14 protein-coding genes and 1 pseudogene are annotated in these 16,659 nt (G+C 70.8%); 4 read left to right on the forward strand and 11 right to left on the reverse strand.

The window, feature by feature from the left end; genetic code table 11:
• The first annotated feature begins 14 nt into the window (after positions 1 to 14).
• Positions 15 to 629 (forward strand): DUF302 domain-containing protein, encoded by a 615-nt coding sequence (locus MKK69_RS03065; protein ID WP_243965350.1) that lies wholly within the window; start codon positions 15 to 17, stop codon positions 627 to 629.
• 11 nt (positions 630 to 640) lie between these two features.
• Here the strand turns inward: MKK69_RS03065 and MKK69_RS03070 are convergent.
• The 5 genes and pseudogenes from MKK69_RS03070 to MKK69_RS03090 form a co-directional block, all read right to left on the reverse strand.
• A pseudogene (locus tag MKK69_RS03070) lies at positions 641 to 964 on the reverse strand (acetyl-CoA C-acyltransferase); the annotation flags it as partial.
• Positions 965 to 1,078: 114 nt separating this feature from the next.
• Positions 1,079 to 1,621, reverse strand: a complete 543-nt coding sequence (locus MKK69_RS03075; protein ID WP_243965351.1) for a TetR/AcrR family transcriptional regulator — start codon at positions 1,619 to 1,621, stop codon at positions 1,079 to 1,081.
• A gap of 232 nt (positions 1,622 to 1,853) precedes the next feature.
• The gene (locus tag MKK69_RS03080) at positions 1,854 to 4,961 is read right to left on the reverse strand and encodes an efflux RND transporter permease subunit (protein ID WP_243965354.1); all 3,108 of its coding nucleotides are present in this window, start codon (positions 4,959 to 4,961) and stop codon (positions 1,854 to 1,856) included.
• Positions 4,958 to 6,043, reverse strand: coding sequence for an efflux RND transporter periplasmic adaptor subunit (locus MKK69_RS03085; RefSeq protein ID WP_243965379.1), 1,086 nt, complete (start codon positions 6,041 to 6,043; stop codon positions 4,958 to 4,960). The genes MKK69_RS03080 and MKK69_RS03085 overlap by 4 nt, the downstream gene beginning before the upstream one ends.
• A gap of 295 nt (positions 6,044 to 6,338) precedes the next feature.
• On the reverse strand, positions 6,339 to 7,742 hold the full coding sequence (locus tag MKK69_RS03090; RefSeq protein WP_243965355.1) for an MATE family efflux transporter: 1,404 nt from the start codon (positions 7,740 to 7,742) through the stop codon (positions 6,339 to 6,341).
• A 206-nt stretch (positions 7,743 to 7,948) separates the two neighbouring features.
• Here MKK69_RS03090 and MKK69_RS03095 point away from each other — a divergent pair, with 206 nt between their 5' ends.
• Positions 7,949 to 8,422, forward strand: a complete 474-nt coding sequence (locus MKK69_RS03095; RefSeq protein ID WP_243965360.1) for a MarR family winged helix-turn-helix transcriptional regulator — start codon at positions 7,949 to 7,951, stop codon at positions 8,420 to 8,422.
• Between the two features lie 244 nt (positions 8,423 to 8,666).
• On the opposite strand, the gene MKK69_RS03100 is transcribed toward MKK69_RS03095, so the two are convergent.
• From MKK69_RS03100 to MKK69_RS03115, 4 genes are all read right to left on the reverse strand, one after another.
• Positions 8,667 to 8,969: a plasmid stabilization protein gene (locus tag MKK69_RS03100; RefSeq protein WP_243965366.1), complete on the reverse strand. Its 303-nt coding sequence runs from the start codon at positions 8,967 to 8,969 to the stop codon at positions 8,667 to 8,669.
• A gap of 17 nt (positions 8,970 to 8,986) precedes the next feature.
• Positions 8,987 to 10,606: a hybrid sensor histidine kinase/response regulator gene (locus tag MKK69_RS03105; RefSeq protein ID WP_243965368.1), complete on the reverse strand. Its 1,620-nt coding sequence runs from the start codon at positions 10,604 to 10,606 to the stop codon at positions 8,987 to 8,989.
• A 183-nt stretch (positions 10,607 to 10,789) separates the two neighbouring features.
• Complete coding sequence (locus MKK69_RS03110) at positions 10,790 to 12,766, reverse strand: AI-2E family transporter (protein ID WP_243965370.1); 1,977 nt, start codon at positions 12,764 to 12,766, stop codon at positions 10,790 to 10,792.
• A gap of 84 nt (positions 12,767 to 12,850) precedes the next feature.
• Positions 12,851 to 13,231 (reverse strand): response regulator, encoded by a 381-nt coding sequence (locus tag MKK69_RS03115; RefSeq protein ID WP_243965372.1) that lies wholly within the window; start codon positions 13,229 to 13,231, stop codon positions 12,851 to 12,853.
• 185 nt (positions 13,232 to 13,416) lie between these two features.
• Between MKK69_RS03115 and MKK69_RS03120 the strand changes: the two genes are divergently transcribed.
• Positions 13,417 to 14,067 carry a glutathione S-transferase family protein gene (locus MKK69_RS03120; protein ID WP_243965374.1) on the forward strand — a complete coding sequence of 217 codons (651 nt, stop codon included), beginning with the start codon at positions 13,417 to 13,419 and terminating at the stop codon, positions 14,065 to 14,067.
• A gap of 7 nt (positions 14,068 to 14,074) precedes the next feature.
• Here the strand turns inward: MKK69_RS03120 and MKK69_RS03125 are convergent, their stop codons facing one another.
• Positions 14,075 to 14,992 carry a pyridoxamine 5'-phosphate oxidase family protein gene (locus MKK69_RS03125; RefSeq protein WP_243965375.1) on the reverse strand — a complete coding sequence of 306 codons (918 nt, stop codon included), beginning with the start codon at positions 14,990 to 14,992 and terminating at the stop codon, positions 14,075 to 14,077.
• Between the two features lie 8 nt (positions 14,993 to 15,000).
• Positions 15,001 to 15,627 (reverse strand): glutathione S-transferase family protein, encoded by a 627-nt coding sequence (locus MKK69_RS03130; protein ID WP_243965376.1) that lies wholly within the window; start codon positions 15,625 to 15,627, stop codon positions 15,001 to 15,003.
• A 98-nt stretch (positions 15,628 to 15,725) separates the two neighbouring features.
• Between MKK69_RS03130 and MKK69_RS03135 the strand changes: the two genes are divergently transcribed.
• Entirely contained in the window at positions 15,726 to 16,625 is a 900-nt protein-coding gene (locus MKK69_RS03135; RefSeq protein WP_243965378.1) for a LysR family transcriptional regulator, read from the forward strand.
• The last annotated feature ends 34 nt before the right edge of the window (positions 16,626 to 16,659 follow it).

Consider the following 16,659-nt stretch of genomic DNA (forward strand, 5'->3'; position numbering starts at 1 on the left):
CGTCAGGTCCATCCATGAGCGGCCTCAGGGTCGGCCGACTTTCGCGCCGCGTGGCGTTGCTTGTCGGCGCAGCCTTCATCGCGTCCCGGGGCATCGGCCGTGTCGCCGCCATCCCTTCGAAACCCTCAGGAGTTTCACCCTTGCCAGCGCAACTCGACGCGACCGAAGTCGCGATGCAGCACGTCACGATCCGTGCCGCCAAGCCGTTCGAGGCGGTACGGATAGCCCTCGAAGCGGCCCTACCACCCCTCGACCATTCCTATGAGGAGTTCCTCCGGTCCGGCAACGCGACGGAAGCGCGGGACCGTATGGAGCGACTGGCGCCGCTCTCCATCTTCGGCATGCGGGATCATGGCAGCCTGCTCCTGGTGGCCGGGTCCCGACAGAAGGCGATCCAATACGACATCGGCAATCCGCTGACGGCCTCACGGATGACGCGGCATGTCCTCTCCGCCGCGCTGTACGCCCCCATCAGAGTGCTTCTGCGCGAGGCGGCTGACGGTAACGCGGCCTTCGAATATGATCGCCCCAAGACGAGCTTCGGCCAATTCAGCGACAAGGACGTCGATGCCGTGGCCGACGAGCTCGATCGGCGGCTGCGCGAGACCCTGTTGGCGGCGGCATCCTGACCCGCAGCGGATCAGACCGCCTCCAGCGCGAGGGCGATACCTTGCCCCCCGCCGATGCAGAGGGTGACCGATCCACGGCGGATGCCGTCCCGGCGCATGGAATGGAGCAGGCGGGTCGTCAGCACCGCACCGGTCGCGCCGATCGGATGCCCGTGGGCGATGGCACCGCCCTCGACGTTGACGATGTCCTTGGGCAGGCCGAGTTTCTTGGCCACGGCGAAGGGAACGACGGCGAAGGCCTCGTTGCTCTCGACGCGCGCGACGTCGCCGCGCGACCAGCCGGCGCGCTCCAGGGCCTGACGAACGGCTGGCACGGGGCCGAGGCCGCATAGGCCATCGGGAAGCGCGTGGAGAGACGGCGCGCGCGATGTTCGATCGCGTCCCTGATCCCGTCGATCCGGGCTTTCGGGGCGGGAACTCCGCGGTCTCGGCATCCGTGCCCGTGAATGTCAGCCGGCGACCGAGGAATGCGCCGCCTGGAGCAGGTCATTCGCCAGCTCCTCGTCGCTGACGGCCCGTGCCAGCACGACGGCTCCGACGAGCATCGACAGCGTTGCGAGGGACTTTTGCCGCCGGCGCTCCCGCGATGCCTTCGGCGTCAGGTTGGCGAGGATGGAGGCCAGACGCTCGACACCCTGCGTGAACCGGGCCCGAACGGGGCTGCCCGGCGCTTCCCGCGAGATGTCGTTGGCCAGGGCCGCGAGGGGACACCCCTTCCCGGGTGTCTTGACGTGCGCGAGAGACAGGTAGTTCATGAGGATGGCATTCACGTCCCCGCGCCGGTCCTCGTTGACCGCGGCGTCGAACGCCTCGGCGGCCAGCGCCTCCTTGTTGGCGAACTGGCCGTAGAAGCCGCCATGGGTCAGGCCGGCGGAGGCCATGATGTCGGCGACGCCGACGCCGTGCAGGCCACGCTCACGGAACAGGGTCGCCGCGACCTCGACGACGCGCTGACGGTTGAGCTTGGCCTGCTCCTGCGAAACTCTCGGCATACTCTGATCCTTCGCTCTGATCCTTCGACCTTCCGACGTTCTGTATAGATGAAACGCGTCATCTAAAGAAGGGCGGACCCTCCGGCGTTCCCCGCGACACCTCCGGGAGACGACAAGCGACCGGCCGGCGCAGGGGGCCGGAGCGCAGGCCGGTCGTCGTCCCACACGCCCGGTCGCCCGGCGCGCGATCCTGGGATGTCCCTCGGGTGGGACACGAACGTCTTCCGTCGCTTCAAGACTTGGCCGGGAGCGGCATCGCGCCGGAACCGGCTGCGGCTCCGTCCTTGCGGGGTTCCCGCGCCACCCGGAACCACAGGGCGTAGAGCGCCGGCAGGAACAGGAGCGTCAGCAGGGTTCCGACGCCGACGCCGCCGATCAGCACGTAGGCCAGGGCCCCCCAGAACACCGAGTGGGTCAGCGGAATGAAGGCCAGCATCGCGGCCGCCGCGGTGAGGATCACCGGACGGGCCCGCCGCACCGTCGACTCGACGATGGCGTCGTAGTCCGACAGGCCCGAGGCGCGGTCGTGATGGATCTGATCGACGAGGATCAGCGTGTTGCGCATTAGGATGCCCGACAGGGCGATCAGGCCCAGGATGGCGTTGAAGCCGAAGGGCTGGTGGAAGGCGAGGAGCGTCGGCACCGCCCCCACGAGGCCCAGCGGCGCGGTGGCGAAGACCATGAACATGGTCGTGAACGACCGGACCTGGATCATGATGACCGTCAGCGTGACGATGAGCATCAGCGGGAACACCGCCACCAGGGCGTTCATCGCCTTGGCGCTCTCCTCCACGGCCCCGGCCGTGTCGATACGGTAGCCCGGCGGCAGCTTGGCCTTGATCGCGTCGAGCCGGGGAAAGATCTGCGCGTGGACATCCGGCGGCTGCTTGCCGTCGAGGACGTCGCCCTGGACGCGGATATAGGTCTCGCGGTTGTAGCGCTTGAGCACCGCGTCCTCGCTGCGGCTCTCCAGGCGGGCGACCTGCGAGACCGGCACCTGCCGCCCGTCATGCGTGGTCAGGGTCAGGTCGCCGATCTCCCCGAGGGAACGGCGCTCCGGCCCGGGGCTGCGCAGCAGCACATCGACGGTGCGCAGGTTCTCGCGGACCTGGGTCGCGGGCGTCCCGGTGAGGTAGCTCTGGAGCTGCTGGCCGGCCTCCTTGGGGGTCAGGCCGATCAGGCGCAGGCGCTCCTGATCGAGGGCGAGATGCAGGCTCGGGGTCCTGTCGCCCCAGTCGAGGTGGACGAGCCGCATGTTGGGGTTGGCCATCATGACGTCGCGGACCTCCTCGGCGATGCCGCGGATCACCTCGGGGTCGGGTCCGACCACCCGGAAGGCGACGGGGAAGCGGATCGGCGGCCCGAACACAATCTGGAGCACCCGCACCCGCGCCTCGGGGAAGAGCCCGTCGCTCACGAGCGTGCGCAGCTTGATCCGGAGCGCGTCGCGGGTGGCCGCATCGGCGGTCTGGACGACGATCTGCGCGAAGGCGGGGTCGGGCAGTTCGGGATCGAACGAGAGCACGAAGCGCGGCATGCCCTGGCCGATATAGCTGGTGATCGCCCGCGCCTCCGGCAGCGCGCGCACGGCCGCCTCGACCTTCCGGACGCTGGCCTCGGTGGTGGCGAAGGCGGACCCGGTGGGCAGGGTCACCTCGACGATCAGTTCAGGACGCTCCGAATTCGGGAAGAATTGCTGCTCGACCTTGCCCATGCCGACCACCGCGAGGGCGAACAGCGCCACGGTGACGCCGGCCGCCAGCCACTTGTGGTCGACGGAGGCTCTCACGATCCGACGCAGGCGCCGGTAGTTCTTCGTGGCGTAGATCGCGGCGTGCCCGCCTTCGACGCGCTTGATGTTCGGCAGGAGCTTGACGCCGAGATAGGGCGTGGCGGTCACGGCCACGATCCAGGAGACGATCAGCGAGAAGCCCACCACCCAGAAGATGTTGCCGGCATATTCGCCCGCCGTCGAGGCCGCGAAGCCCACCGGCAGGAATCCCGCGATGGTGACGAGGGTGCCGGTGAGCATCGGCGCGGCGGTGGTGCTCCAGGCATGGGTGGCCGCCTCGATCCGGTCGGCGCCCTCCTCCATGCGCACCACCATCATCTCGATGGCGATGATGGCGTCGTCCACCAGCAGGCCGAGGGAGATGATCAGGGCACCGAGCGTGATGCGGTCGAAGTCGCGGCCGGTGACCATCATGACCACGAACACGGCCGCGAGGGTCAGGGGCACCGCGAGCGCGACCACGAGGCCGACCCGGAAGCCGAGCGCCACCAGGCTGACCACGATGACCACCGAGAGCGCGGTGAAGAACTTCACCATGAATTCGTGGATGGCCTCGTCGATCACCTTGGCCTGATCGGTGATCTTCGTGAACGCGACGCCCGTTGGCAACGCGTGGTGGATCGCCACCTCCTCGGTGTTCAGGGCCGCGCCGAGGGCGAGGCCGTTGAATCCCGGCTTCATCACCAGCCCGAGCATCAGGGCGGGCTCGCCGTCGTTGCGAATCGCGAACACCTTCGGGTCCTCGTAGCCGCGCTTGACCTCCGCGATGTCGCCGAGCTTGAGGCTGCGGTCACCGGCCGCCACCGGCAGGTCGCGGATCGCGTCGAGGCTGTCGAGGGTGCCGTCGAGGCGCAGGTAGACCCGCGGGCCGGTGGTCTCGACGAAGCCCGCCGGCGTCACGTCGTTCTGGTTGCCGAGGGCCGCGAGCAGCTGCTGTCCGGTGATGCCCAGAGTCGCGAGGCGCTGGTACGAGATCTCGACGAAGATCTTCTGGGCCTGCTCCCCCAGGATGTTGATCTTCTCGATGCCGGGGACGCACAGCAGGCGCTGCCGCAGATCCTCGGCCGCGAGCACGAGATGCCGGTGCGGCATATCCCGGGCCTGGAGGGCGTACAGGGCGAAGTAGACGTCGGAGAACTCGTCGTTGAACAGCGGCCCCATCACCCCGCGCGGCAGGGTGGGGGCCTGGTCGGAGAGCTTCTTGCGGGCCTGATAGAACTCCCCCTGCAGCTTGGCCGGCGGCATGCTGTCCTTGAAGTAGACCTTCATGAGCATCAGGCCGGGCCGGACCGTGGTCTCGACCCGGTCGTAATAGACGAGCTCCTGCAGGCGCTTCTCCAGCGGGTCGGCCACCTGCCGCTGGATCTCCGAGGTGGTGGCGCCGGGCCAGGCGGCGGAGACCGCCATCGTCTTGACCGTGAAGGCCGGATCCTCGGCGCGGCCGAGCCTCTGGAACGCGAAGACGCCGGCGGCGGTCACCGCGATGATCAGGAAGAGCGTGACGGCCCGCTCCCGGACCGCCAGGGCGGAGAGGTTGAACCCGGTCATCGCGCGACTCCCGTCAGGCTCGGGGGGGCCTGCCGCACCGTCTGGCCGGCCTTGAGGAGATGGGCGCCGAGCGACACGATCCGGTCGCCCGGCTCGAGGCCGGACACGACCTCGGCCGCCTCCTCCGACATGCGGCCCAGGGCGACCGGCTGTTGGGTGACGGTCCTGGTGTCGGCGTCGACCTTCCAGACCGCCGAACCGTGCCCGATGTCGAAGAGGGCGCCGAGCGGCACGTCGACCGACGCCGCGCGTCCGGACTCCGCCGGCTTGAGCCGGAGCGTCACGGTCGCCCCGAGCGGCGCATCCTCGCCGCCGCCCGAGAGGATGTAGCGCCCCCGGTAGGTCCGGGTGGCCGGGTCGGCGGTGGCCGAGAGCTCGCGCAGCCGGGCCGGATAGGTCGCCTCGCCCTCGGCATAGAGCGTCGCCGAGGCCACGCCCCGGGCCAGGCGCCTGCTCGCCTCGGGCAGGAAGACCTCCGCCTCGCGGGCCCCGTCACGGGCCAGCTTGACCACGGTCTGGCCGGCGGCGACCACCTGACCGGGCTCGGTCGGGACCTCCATCACGACGCCGTCGGCATCGGCCTGGAGTTCGGAATAGCCGGCCTGGTTGGAGACCTGGCTCGCCTGGGCCTCCGCATTGGCGAATTGGGCGATGGCGGCATCGGCCGCGGCCTTGTTCTGGTCGTAGGTCTGTTTCGAGGTCCAGCCATCCCCGACGAGCTTGCGGCTGCGCTCCTCGTCGGCCTTGGTCTTGATCATCTGCGCCCGGGCCGCCTCGACGGAGGCGCGCGCCGCGTTGAGCGCCAGGGTGAAGTCGGTCCGGTCGAGGCGCATCAACGGCTGCCCGAACCGGACGTGGTCCCCCGGATCGACGAGGCGCTCGAAGATCTTGCCGCCGACGCGGAAGCCGAGATTGCTCTCGGTGCGCGCGCGGATGACGCCGGTGTAGCGCGCGACTGCCCCGGTCCCGGGGGCGACCGCGACGGTCTGGACCAGCGGCGGCTCAGGGGTCACGGCGGTCTCGGCCGGCGAGCACGCCGCCAGGGCCAGACCTGTGAGACCCAGGATTATTCTCGCATCCATCATCGGCCCGCGAGCTCCGCTTGCATCGGCATCAAAGATTATGACCATCATCTATTATGGCACGGATGCCGCGTCAAGGGCGACGACGGTGCCGTGTCGCGATGCGGTCGCTCTTTTGCCAATCCAGGGATGCGCGTTGGACGGACGAACGGACGGTCATCGATGTCCGCCCGGATCCCTGGCCCTGTGGAGCGTCCGGCGCCCGGCCTGTGAGGCGGGCTGAACGACATCATGACGGGTCAAGGACCGAATCTGTCGGTCATGATCAAAGGACCATGACCTTGGAAGAACACGCTCAGGATTTCGCCAGGGCGGGATAGTCGTCGGCTCGGCCCGTGACGGGTCGGGAGGCCGGACCCGGGGGCAGCCACGCGCCGAAGGCCAGCGATGCGGCGTTACCCGTTCCCATCGCGGCCAGTCCGAGACCGAGGGCGAGGAAGAGGCCGTTCGTCCCCCCGCCGAGGCGGAGCGCCAGGGCGCCGCCGCCGAGGGACACGAGGACCCGGAGGATGCCGGAAGCCAGGGGCCAGCCGACGCGGCCGGCACCCTGTGCGGCGAAGTACAGCGCCAGGCCAAAACCGAAGAAGCCGTAGAAAGGCCCGACGATGCGCAGGTACGCGGCCCCTGTCGCCAGCATCGCGGCATCGTCGCCGAACAGGCGCAGCCACGCATCCGGCTCCAAGGCCGCGGCGATGCCCAGCACCTCCGTAACGCATCCCGAGAGGATCGCCCCGGTCCAGGCCGCGCGTCGCGCGCGATCGAGGGCGCCGGCACCCGCCGCCGTGCCGACCATGGCCGAGAGCGGGGCGCCGAAGCCGAATACGATCGGGACCAGGAGATATTCGAGGCGCACGCCGGTGCCGTAGCCGGCGACCGCTCCCGGTCCCTGCAGTCCCACGAGACCGGTCGCCGTCGCGATCGTGACGTTGGTGGTGACGGTGACGAGCGCCGAAACCATGCCGACCCGGAGGATCGAGCCGAGCGCGGCACCGGACAGCGCCGGTGGGCGCAGGGACGGCCGGAGCACGCCGCGCCCCGACCAGAGGAAGGTGGCGAAGATCGCCACGCCGACAGCGTAATAGGCGAGCACCGCGACGCCACCACCGAAGATGCCGAGCTGTGGGATCGGCCCCCAGCCGAAGATGAGGGCCGGCGACAGGGGGACGAGCGCGACCGCTCCCCCGCACGTCACGGTGGCCGGCAGGGTCATGTTGCCGGTACCCCGGATCACCGCGGCGAGCGCATTGAACAGCCAGACCAGCAACGCCCCCGAGAACACGACGGCGGAATAGGTCGTGGCCGCATGGAGAGAGCCGCCCGTGCCGCCCATGGCCCGGTACAGGGCAGGACCGAACGCCAGTGCCGACGCCGTGGTGAGGACGCCGAGGGCCGCCGCGATGGCCATCGCATGCCATACCAAGCCGTTCGCCTCGTCCTGGCGACCGCCGCCGAGCGAACGCGAGATCGCCGAGAGGATCCCGCCGCCGATCGCACCGGCGGACACCATCTGCACGAACATCAGGATCGGGAACACCAGGGCCATGCCCGCGAGGGCGTCGGTGCCGAGCTCGGCCACGAAGTAGGTCTCGATCAATCCCACCGAGGCCTGCACCACCGACATCAGGACGTTCGGGGCTGCGAGGCGCAGCAACGTCGGCGTGACCGGATCTTGAAGCAAGGCACGTGTGCGCGCGTCCATCGTGTGACCTCGACGGCGATGGGTCCCGGCCCCGCGACAAGGCGGCGATGGCCTGCATCCGGAACCGGGCCTATAAAGATGCATATGCAAGTTTTGAGCGTTTGCATAGGTATCCTCTCAAGCGGACGGGGCAAACCGGTGGCCCAGCCTGTGTCGGGAAAGGGCGGCGCGTGTACCCGGCCGCGCGATCGCGATAGGACGCGCCCATGACCGACGATCCCAGCACCTGCAGCAACGCCGTCCTGCGGCAGGCCATGCGCCGCATCGGCCAGCTCTACGACGACGCCCTCGCGCCAAGCGGCCTGCGCGCCACGCAGCACGGGTTGCTCGCGACGGTTCGGACGATGGGCGCGCCGACGATGCGTGAACTCGCCGAACGAGCGGTCATGGACCTGTCCGGCCTCAGTCACACCCTGAAGCCGCTGACGCGGGACGGCTATCTTCAGCTCGTGCCCGATCCGCGGGATCGTCGCGCCCGACGTATCACGCTGACCGTGAAGGGCGAGAACAAGCTCGCCGAGACGGCGAAGCTATGGCGCGGGGCCCAGGATCGTTTCGAAGCGGTCTTCGGCAAGGAGCGAGCGGTCGCACTCAAGGCCGAGTTGGGATTCCTGATCTCGCCGGCATTCCAGGACGCGTTCAACAAAGCCGGGACGGAGACGGCAACCAGCACGTGCTGAGCGACCGGCTGGTATGACGGTGCGGCGGCGTCCATCCGCCCGCACAGGGTCCCCGGTGATCCAACGCCGGCATACAAATCTTGCCCAGCGCCGCAAAGCGACGGCATCGCCCCGCCGAGCGTGAGGGCGGCTCAGTCGTGGCGGCCGATCCGCAACCCGGCGCATGGGCGCTGCCGGGCCAGCGTGAGGCCCGGATCACGCCGCAGGCGTTCCCCGTGCGGAAGCCCGCCTCCGCCCCCATCGATCACCCCCGCCCCGCCGCATTCGCCCTCCGGGTCGCCGCGGCTTTTTTCGCGGATGCCGAGCGCTGTTCCGCCGTCCGGCCCGCGGAGACCGCCCCGCCCTGGTGGGCCGCCGGATGTCCGGTCGCCTTGCCCCGGCCCGAGCCGCCGGGCTTCTTGCCGCCGCCGTCGTCCTTGTTGACGGTCGCCCAGGCGCGGGCTTCGGCCTCGGTCTCGGGGACGCCGCGGGCCTCGTAGGACTCGGCGATATGCGCGGCCTTGCGCTTCTGCTTGTCGGTGTATTTCGCCTTGTCGCCCTGCGTCATCGCCCGTCTCCCGAAATTCAGCTCACCCCGGTCGGCCCGTCGAGGATCGCCCGCACGCGGCGGACCAGCTCAGTGCGCCGGTAGGGCTTGTTGAGGAGATCGAACTCCGAGCCGCCGATATCGGTTCGCTCCAGGCTCGCCTCCGCGTAGCCGGTGGCGAGCAGCACCTTGAGCTTGGGCTGGCGCCGTACGGCCTCCCGGGCGAGCAGCACGCCGTTCATGCCGCCGGGCATGATCAGGTCGGTGAATAGGAGGTCGACCCGCTCGCTGGAATCCAGGATCTCCAGGGCCTCCCGGGCATTGCCGGCCATCAGGGTCACGTAGCCGAAATCCCGCAGGATGGTGCGGGCGACCTCGGCCACGTCCGCGCGGTCGTCGACGATCAGGATCGTCTCGGTGCCCTGCCGGTCCACGGATCGCAGGGCGACCTTGGGGGGCGTGTTGACGGCGCCGTCGGTGGCCGGGAACGAGAGGCGCACCGTCGTGCCGGCACCGACCGCGGATTCGATCTGCGCCGCGCCGCCCGACTGCTTGGCGAAGCCGTAGACCGTGGAGAGGCCGAGGCCGGTCCCCTTGCCCTCCTCCTTGGTGGTGAAGAACGGGTCCATCACCCGGGCCAGCACGGCCTGCGGGATGCCCGTGCCGGTGTCCCGGATCGCGATGCTGACGTAGCGGCCGTCGCGGAGCGCCCCGATCTCCCGGTCGCGGAGGGCGACCTCGATGTTCTCCGTGGAAATCCGCACCGTGCCGCCGTCCGGCATCGCGTCGCGGGCGTTGATCAGCACGTTCAGGATCGCGACCTCGGCCTGGGTCGGGTCCACGCGGCAGTTCCAGAGATCCGCGGCGAGGTCGAGCTCGACCTTGACCGCCTCGCCCACCGCGCGGGCGACCATCTCGCCCATGCCCTCGACCAGGGTGTTGAGATTGACGGCGCGCCCCTCCAGCCGCTGCTTGCGGGCGAAGGCCAGGAGCTGCTGCGTCAGCGTCGTCGCGCGCTCGGCGGCCTGGCGGATGTTCTCGGCGGCGCGCCCCAGCCGGGCCCGGTCGGCATCCGGCTTCTCGAGGCCGGCCGCCAGGATGTCGATGTAGCCGACGATCACCTGCAGGAGGTTGTTGAAATCGTGCGCGATGCCGCCGGTGAGCTGGCCGAGCGCCTCCATCTTCTGCGCCTGGCCCAGGGCGTCCTCGGCGTCGCGGCGGCGCGAGACGTCGAGCTGCGAGCCGAAATAGTACACGAGCTCGCCGTCGGCGTTGTAGACCGGCGAGACGAACAGCGCGTTCCAGAAGGTCGAGCCGTTCTTACGGTAATTCAGGATCTCGGTGGCGAATTCGCGCTTCTCGGCGATGGCGGTGCGGACCTGCGCGATGGTCCCGCGGTCGGTGTCGGGCCCCTGCAGGAAGCGGCAGTTGCGCCCGACCAGCTCCTCCGGCGTGTAGCCGGTCATCGCCAGGAAGGCCCGGTTGGCGAAGATGATCGGGTTGTCGGGCTGGCGCGGATCGGTGACGATCATCGGCATCCGCGTCGTCTCGACCGCAGCGAAGAAGATGTCGCTCCTGCGGTCCGTGACGTCGCTCGGCGCGCTGTCCTGGACCTGGGGACCGGGTCCGGAGGGCGGGGTTTCTGGGGTCTCGGACATGCGCGGCGGTCTTCACCCTTCAGGCCGTGGACGCAGGCGGCGCGCGGATCATCGCGACCTGCGTGGGCACCGCTCGATCATCGTCCCGATCGGTGGCCGCCGGCTTTCCGGACGACCCCAATCAGAAAGCGAGCGCAGCATGACGGTTCCGTTCTCCGGCACGATGCGCGATCGGGCTGCGGCTCAGGCGGTCGCCGCCGTGCGGGCCGGACCGGGCAGCGGGATCGGCGCCGCCGGGACGGTCCGCGGACGGGCGGGCTCGCGGCAGGCGCCGAGCACCGCCGACAGCGCCTCGTTGAGCGAGGTCACCAGGAAATCCGCCGAGGTCGCCCGGCGCAGACGGTCCAGGGTGGCCGGATCGCGCTCGCGCCAGAAGCCCACGAGGATGCGCACCCCCGGCACGGCGGCCCGCGCCTGACGGACGGTGAAGCGGATCTGCGAGAGGCTCACCGGCTCCAGATAGGAGAAGCAGATCAGCGCGAGGTCGTCCGGAGCGTCGGGGCGCTCGCCGGCGCGGATCGCCGCCATCGAGAGGGTCTGCGAGGCAAGCCCGTGCCGGCCGAGGATCTGGCTCAGCATCAGCGTCGCCGCCTCGTCGAATGGGCCGCGGCTCGACACGCACAGGACCGGGATGTCGCTGCGCCATTGCGGCGCCAGATCCTCGCGGCTGAGGACGATGCCGGCGATCTGCCGGTCGGGCCCCACCGCGGCCAGGGCCGCGGCGGTCTCCGTGTCGGGACCGCGTCCCGATCCCCGCCGGACCCGCCGGGCGACCGGCGCGGTCCCGAGCCGATCTACCACGGTGCGGAGCGCCGCGCCGACCTCGCTCTGGCGGGCGCGGTCCAGGGTGCCGCGGGACAGGTCCTCTTGCGCCAGCAGCAGGCCGGCGAGGGCGACCTCGTCGTAGTAGGTGATCAGCGCGCGTTCCTTCAGGAACTGCCAGCCCTGATCGATCGCTTCGGCCGGGTCGCCCGCCAGCATGCGCTGGTAGAAGATCTCGGGGGGTGACAAAGCGGGCTGATCGCCCAGGAGCACGTCGAGGTACCAGAGCCGCTCCACGTGCCGCCCGAGCACCACGAGGCAGACGGTGAGCGGGGTCGCCAGGACGAGGCCGATCGGCCCCCACAGGAACGTCCAGATCGTCGCCGCCAGGATGACGGCGATCGGCGACAGGCCCGTGGAATGGCCGTAGAGCAGCGGCTCGATCACGTGGCCGCAGATCGGTTCGACGATCAGGAACAGGGCCGCGGTGGCGATCACCATCGACCAGCCGGGATCGACCGCGGCCGCGAGGATCAGCGGCAGCAGGGCGCTGATCGCGGCGCCGATATAGGGCACGAACCGCAGGATCGCCGCCACCACGCCGAACAGGGTCGGGCTCGGCACGCCGATGATCCAGAGGCCGAGGCCGATCACGAGGCCGAAGGCGATGTTGAGGGCGAGCTGGGCGAGGAAGAACCGGCTGAGCCGGCTCGTGGCGTCGTCGATCGCCGCCGTGGTGCGGCGCAGGTCCCCCGAGCCGCCGGCGAGCCGGATCGCCCGGTTCCGCAGATCCTCGCGCTGGAGCAGGATGAAGATCGTGAAGATCAGGATCAGGCCGGTCGTGGCCAGCGGGTGCAGGAGGGGGCCCGCGAAGGTCTGGAGCGTGTCGACCACGCTGGCGCGGGCGGGGGTGATCTCCACGGTGAGCGGATGGGTGCGCGTCCCGGGCTCGCCGCGGACCTCCGCGGCCGGTGGCGGCTGCAGGGTCGCGCTGAGGTCCTGGACCATGTCGACGATCCGCGAGAGGCTGCCGCTCCCGGCGGTCGCGCCGCGCAGGTCCTTGATCTTCGCGCTCATGGTCTGGGTGTAGCGCGGCAGGTCGCTGGCGAGCTGCGAGGCCTCGCTGGCGATCAGGCTGCCGATCCCGAACAGGGCGCCGAACACCGTCACCACCACCAGGAGAACCGCGGCGGCGCGGGGCACGTGCAGCCGCCGGAGCATCCGGACCGCCGGCACCAGGACGAAGCTCAGGAGGATCGCCAGCGTCACCGGCACCAGGATCTCGCGACCGAGATACAGGGCCACCATCGTCGCCACGACGAGGAGGAGCGAGGCCAGCGCCACGAAGACCGGAAGGCCCTCCCGCAGGCGCTGGGCGGTGACGGGATCCTCGCTCACGGACACGCTCCAGGTACTCACACTTCGGGTTCGGCCGCCTGTGCGGCCGCGGTGGGAACGGCTGCGGGCGCGTCCGGATCCGCCTCAGCTCGCCGCCGCGGTCTCGCCCAGGGCGGCGCTGATCTGGCTGAGCAGCTTCGAGAAATCGACGGGCTTGGGATGATAGTCGTCGCAGCCGGCCTGAATCGCCTTGTCGCGGTCGCCCGACATGGCGTGGGCGGTCAGCGCGATGATCGGGATCGCCCGGGTGTCGGCCCCCGATTTGAGCGTGCGCGCGACCGACCAGCCGTCGAGGACCGGAAGGTTCATGTCGAGGAGGATGACGTCGGGCTGGCCCGAGCGCGCCTGGCGGACGCCGGCCTCGCCGTCATGGGCCAGGATCACCTCGTAGCCGCGCCGCTTGAGGCGCCGGGACAGGAAGTCCCAGATCTCTTCATGGTCTTCAACCAGCAGTATCTTCGCCATCAGAACTCGAACCCCAGGCTCGCGGCGTGCCGGCCGACATCGTAACGCGCGGCATTGCACAATCGCCCAACGCTCCTGCCGCGATTCCGGTCCCAGGAGAAGTGGGCTTCGCGCGTCGGTTGACCCGGCCCACCCGCGGCTGGAGCGTGCTACCGTGCGAATCGACAAATCCCAGGGAGGAACCCATGGCGGAGAAGCCCGATATCGAGCTCTATCATGCGCCCAACACCCGCTCGTCGGGGGTGCGCGTGCTGCTCGAGGAACTGGGCGTCCCGTACCGGCTGCACGCTCTCAACATGCGCGCCGGCGAGCATCTCGGGGATGCCTACCGCGCCATCAACCCGATGGCGAAGGTGCCGGCGGTCCGCCGCGGCGAGGCCCTGGTGACCGAGCAGGCGGCCATCTACCTCTACCTCGCCGATCTGGTCCCGGAGGCCGGCCTCGCCCCGGCCGCCACCGACCCCGCCCGGGCCACCTACCTGCGCTGGATGGTGTTCTACGGCTCCTGCTTCGAGCCCGCGCTGATCGACCGCCACCTGAATCGGGAGCCCGGCCCGCGGGCCATGTCGGCCTACGGGGACTACGCGAGCGTGATCGCCCGGGTGACCGAGGCGCTGACCCCCGGCCCGTACCTCCTCGGCGCGCGCTTCAGCGCCGCCGACATCCTGTGGGGCAGCGCGCTCGGCTGGACGATGGGCTTCGGCCTGGTCGCACCCGATCCCGTGCTGACGGCCTATGTCGAGCGCGTCCGCGGCCGCCCGGCCTTCCAGACGGTCCTGGCCGCCGACGCGCAGCTCGCGGCCGAACACGAGGCGGCCGCGCCGGCCCAGGCCTGAGCGCCGCTCACGCCGGCTCCGGCCAGAAGCCGGTGCGCGCGATCTGCGGCGCCGGCTCGGGGGCGCTCCATTGCAGGGGGATCGCCGCCCGGCGCCGCCACCCGCCCGTGACGGTGAACGACCACGCGCGCTGCGCCCCCGCCGGAGCGGCGGCTTCCACGCCGCTCCAGTCGATCGCGGTCCGGCCCTGCAGGACGAGGAGGTCGCCGCGGGCGAAATCGAGGATCAGCAGCGCCGCCCGCGGTTCGCCGATCAGGTTGCCCAGGGTGTTGAAGTAGCGGTTGCCGGGGAAGTCCGGCACCGTCAGCACGTCGCCCCGGAGCCGCACGAAGCCCGGCCGGCCGCCCCGGTGCGAGAGGTCGGCGCCCCCATCCGCGAGGCCGTCCCGGGCGCGGCTCGCCACGAACAGCGTGTCCGTGCCCCGGATCAGCGCCGCGGCCTCCGCGTCGAGGGCGGTGAGGATCTCGACCGGCCCCACCGGGCGCCGGATCGGCTCGGCCACCCGCCGCTGGATGTATTGCGGGCAGTTGCCGAAGCTCTGGGCGACGGCGACAGTCAGCATGTTCGGATCGCGGCGGACCGCGCGGCCGTTGGCCCGGTTGCGCCGGCGCGTCGCGAAGTCGATGCCCAGGATCCCGACCTCGGCGCCGGGCACGAGGGACCTGGCCGCCGGATCGGCCGGATCGAGGGCCGCCGCGACGGTGAGATGCGTCGCATCGGGGGCCTGCACGAAGCCGGGCGGCCCCGTCAGCACGGTGGCGACGGGCGCGCCGGCGCCGTCCACGGTGCCGACGAACAGGTATGGCAGGCCGGAGAAGAACGCGCGGTGCTGCTCGGGCATGAATGGCCGGATCGCCGGGGTCTCGCCCAGGACGTGGCCGGCGCGCTCCTGGGCGAGCCGCTCGTCGGCGTGGAAGCTGGCCATGGCGCGGCTCACGCGGGTTCGGGGATCGGGGAAGCCGGCATCGGGATGAAGCCCGGCAGGGCTTCCACCCGACCGATCCAGGCGCGCACGGCCGGGTAGGCCGCGAGCGAGACGCCGCCCTCGGGCGCGTGGGCCACGTAGGAATAGCAGGCGATGTCGGCGAGCATCGGCCGTTCGGCCGCCAGGTAGGCGCGATCGGTCAGGTGATCCTCCAGGAAGCCGAGGGTCCGGGCCGCGGCGGCGTGCACGGTGGCGCGCTCGCCCGGGGCGCCGAACACGACCATGAGCCGGGCCTGGGCCGGCCCCGCCCGCACCTCGCCCGCCGCGATGGAGAGCCAGCGCTGGACCTGGGCGGCGCCGAGCGGATCCCGGGGCATCCAGCCGCTGTCCGGCGCGTAGCGTGCGGCCAGGTAGATCAAGATGGCATTGCTGTCGGGGATCACCGCCGGGCCGTCGGTCAGGACCGGGATCTGGCCCAGGGGGTTGAGGCGCCGGAACGCCGCGGCTCCGCGCTGCTCGGGGCTCGCCACCGCGACGAAGCGATAGGGAAGCCCCAGCAGGGACAGGAACAGTTCGGCGCGGTGCGAATGGCCCGACAGGCGCAGGCCGTAGAGGGTGAGATCGGGATCGGACATCGGGACGGTCTCCGGCAACGACCGGAGAGTGGCCCTTGCACCCCGCGCCGGAAATCCCGAGACTCTGACAATCAGAATTTCAGTTTTTGCAGCAATCGATGGATCGGCTGGACGAGCTCTCCCTCTTCGTGGCGATCGTCGATGCCGGGAGCCTCGCCGGCGCGGCGCGCCGTCAGCGCCGCTCCGCCGCCGCGGCGACCCGCGCCCTCGCCAGCCTCGAGGCGCGGGCCGGCACGCGCCTGGTCGAGCGGACGACCCGGCGCCTCGCGCCGACGCCGGCCGGCCTCGAACTCACTGAGCGCGCCCGCCTGGTCCTTGCGGGCTACGCGGCGGCCGTGTCGGGGGCGTCCCCCGATGCCGTCTGCGGCCTCGTGCGGGTCACGGCACCGGTGCTGTTCGGGCGCATACACGTGGCGCCCCTGGTGTCGGGGTTCCTGGACGCCTATCCGGAGACGCAGGTCGAACTGCTGCTCGCCGACCGCAATCTCGACCTCGTGGAGGAGGGGATCGACGTCGCCGTGCGGATCGGCCAGCTCGCGGAATCGCGCCTCGTTGCCCGCCGGGTCGGACAGGTGCGCCAGATCGTGGTGGCGAGCCCGGGCTACCTCGCCGCCCGGGGCACGCCGCGCGGGCCCGCGGATCTCGGCGACCACGACACCATCCAGGGGTTCGTGCGCGCGGGCCAGCGGGAATGGCGCTTCGGGGCGAACCGGGTGCGCCTCGCCCCGCGCCTGATCGTCAACGAGGTCGAGGCCGCCCTGATCGCCGCCCGGGCCGGCCGCGGCATCGCGCGGGTCCTGTCCTATCAGGCCGCCGAGGACATCGCGGCCGGACGGCTCGTGCGCCTGCTCGCGGCCTACGAGCCGCCGCCGCTGCCGGTCCAGCTCGTGACGCCGAGCCAGGACTTCCGGCCGGCGCGGGTGAACGCCATCCTGGATTTCGCCACCGACGCGTTGCGGGCTCTGCGAGTCCTTCGACCGAACGAGGGCGAGGAATAACCCCCGGGCGCGCCGCGCATACTGACCAAAACAG

Origin of the sequence: Methylobacterium sp. J-026, assembly GCF_022829585.1 — a bacterium.
Classification (GTDB): Bacteria; Pseudomonadota; Alphaproteobacteria; order Rhizobiales; family Beijerinckiaceae; genus Methylobacterium.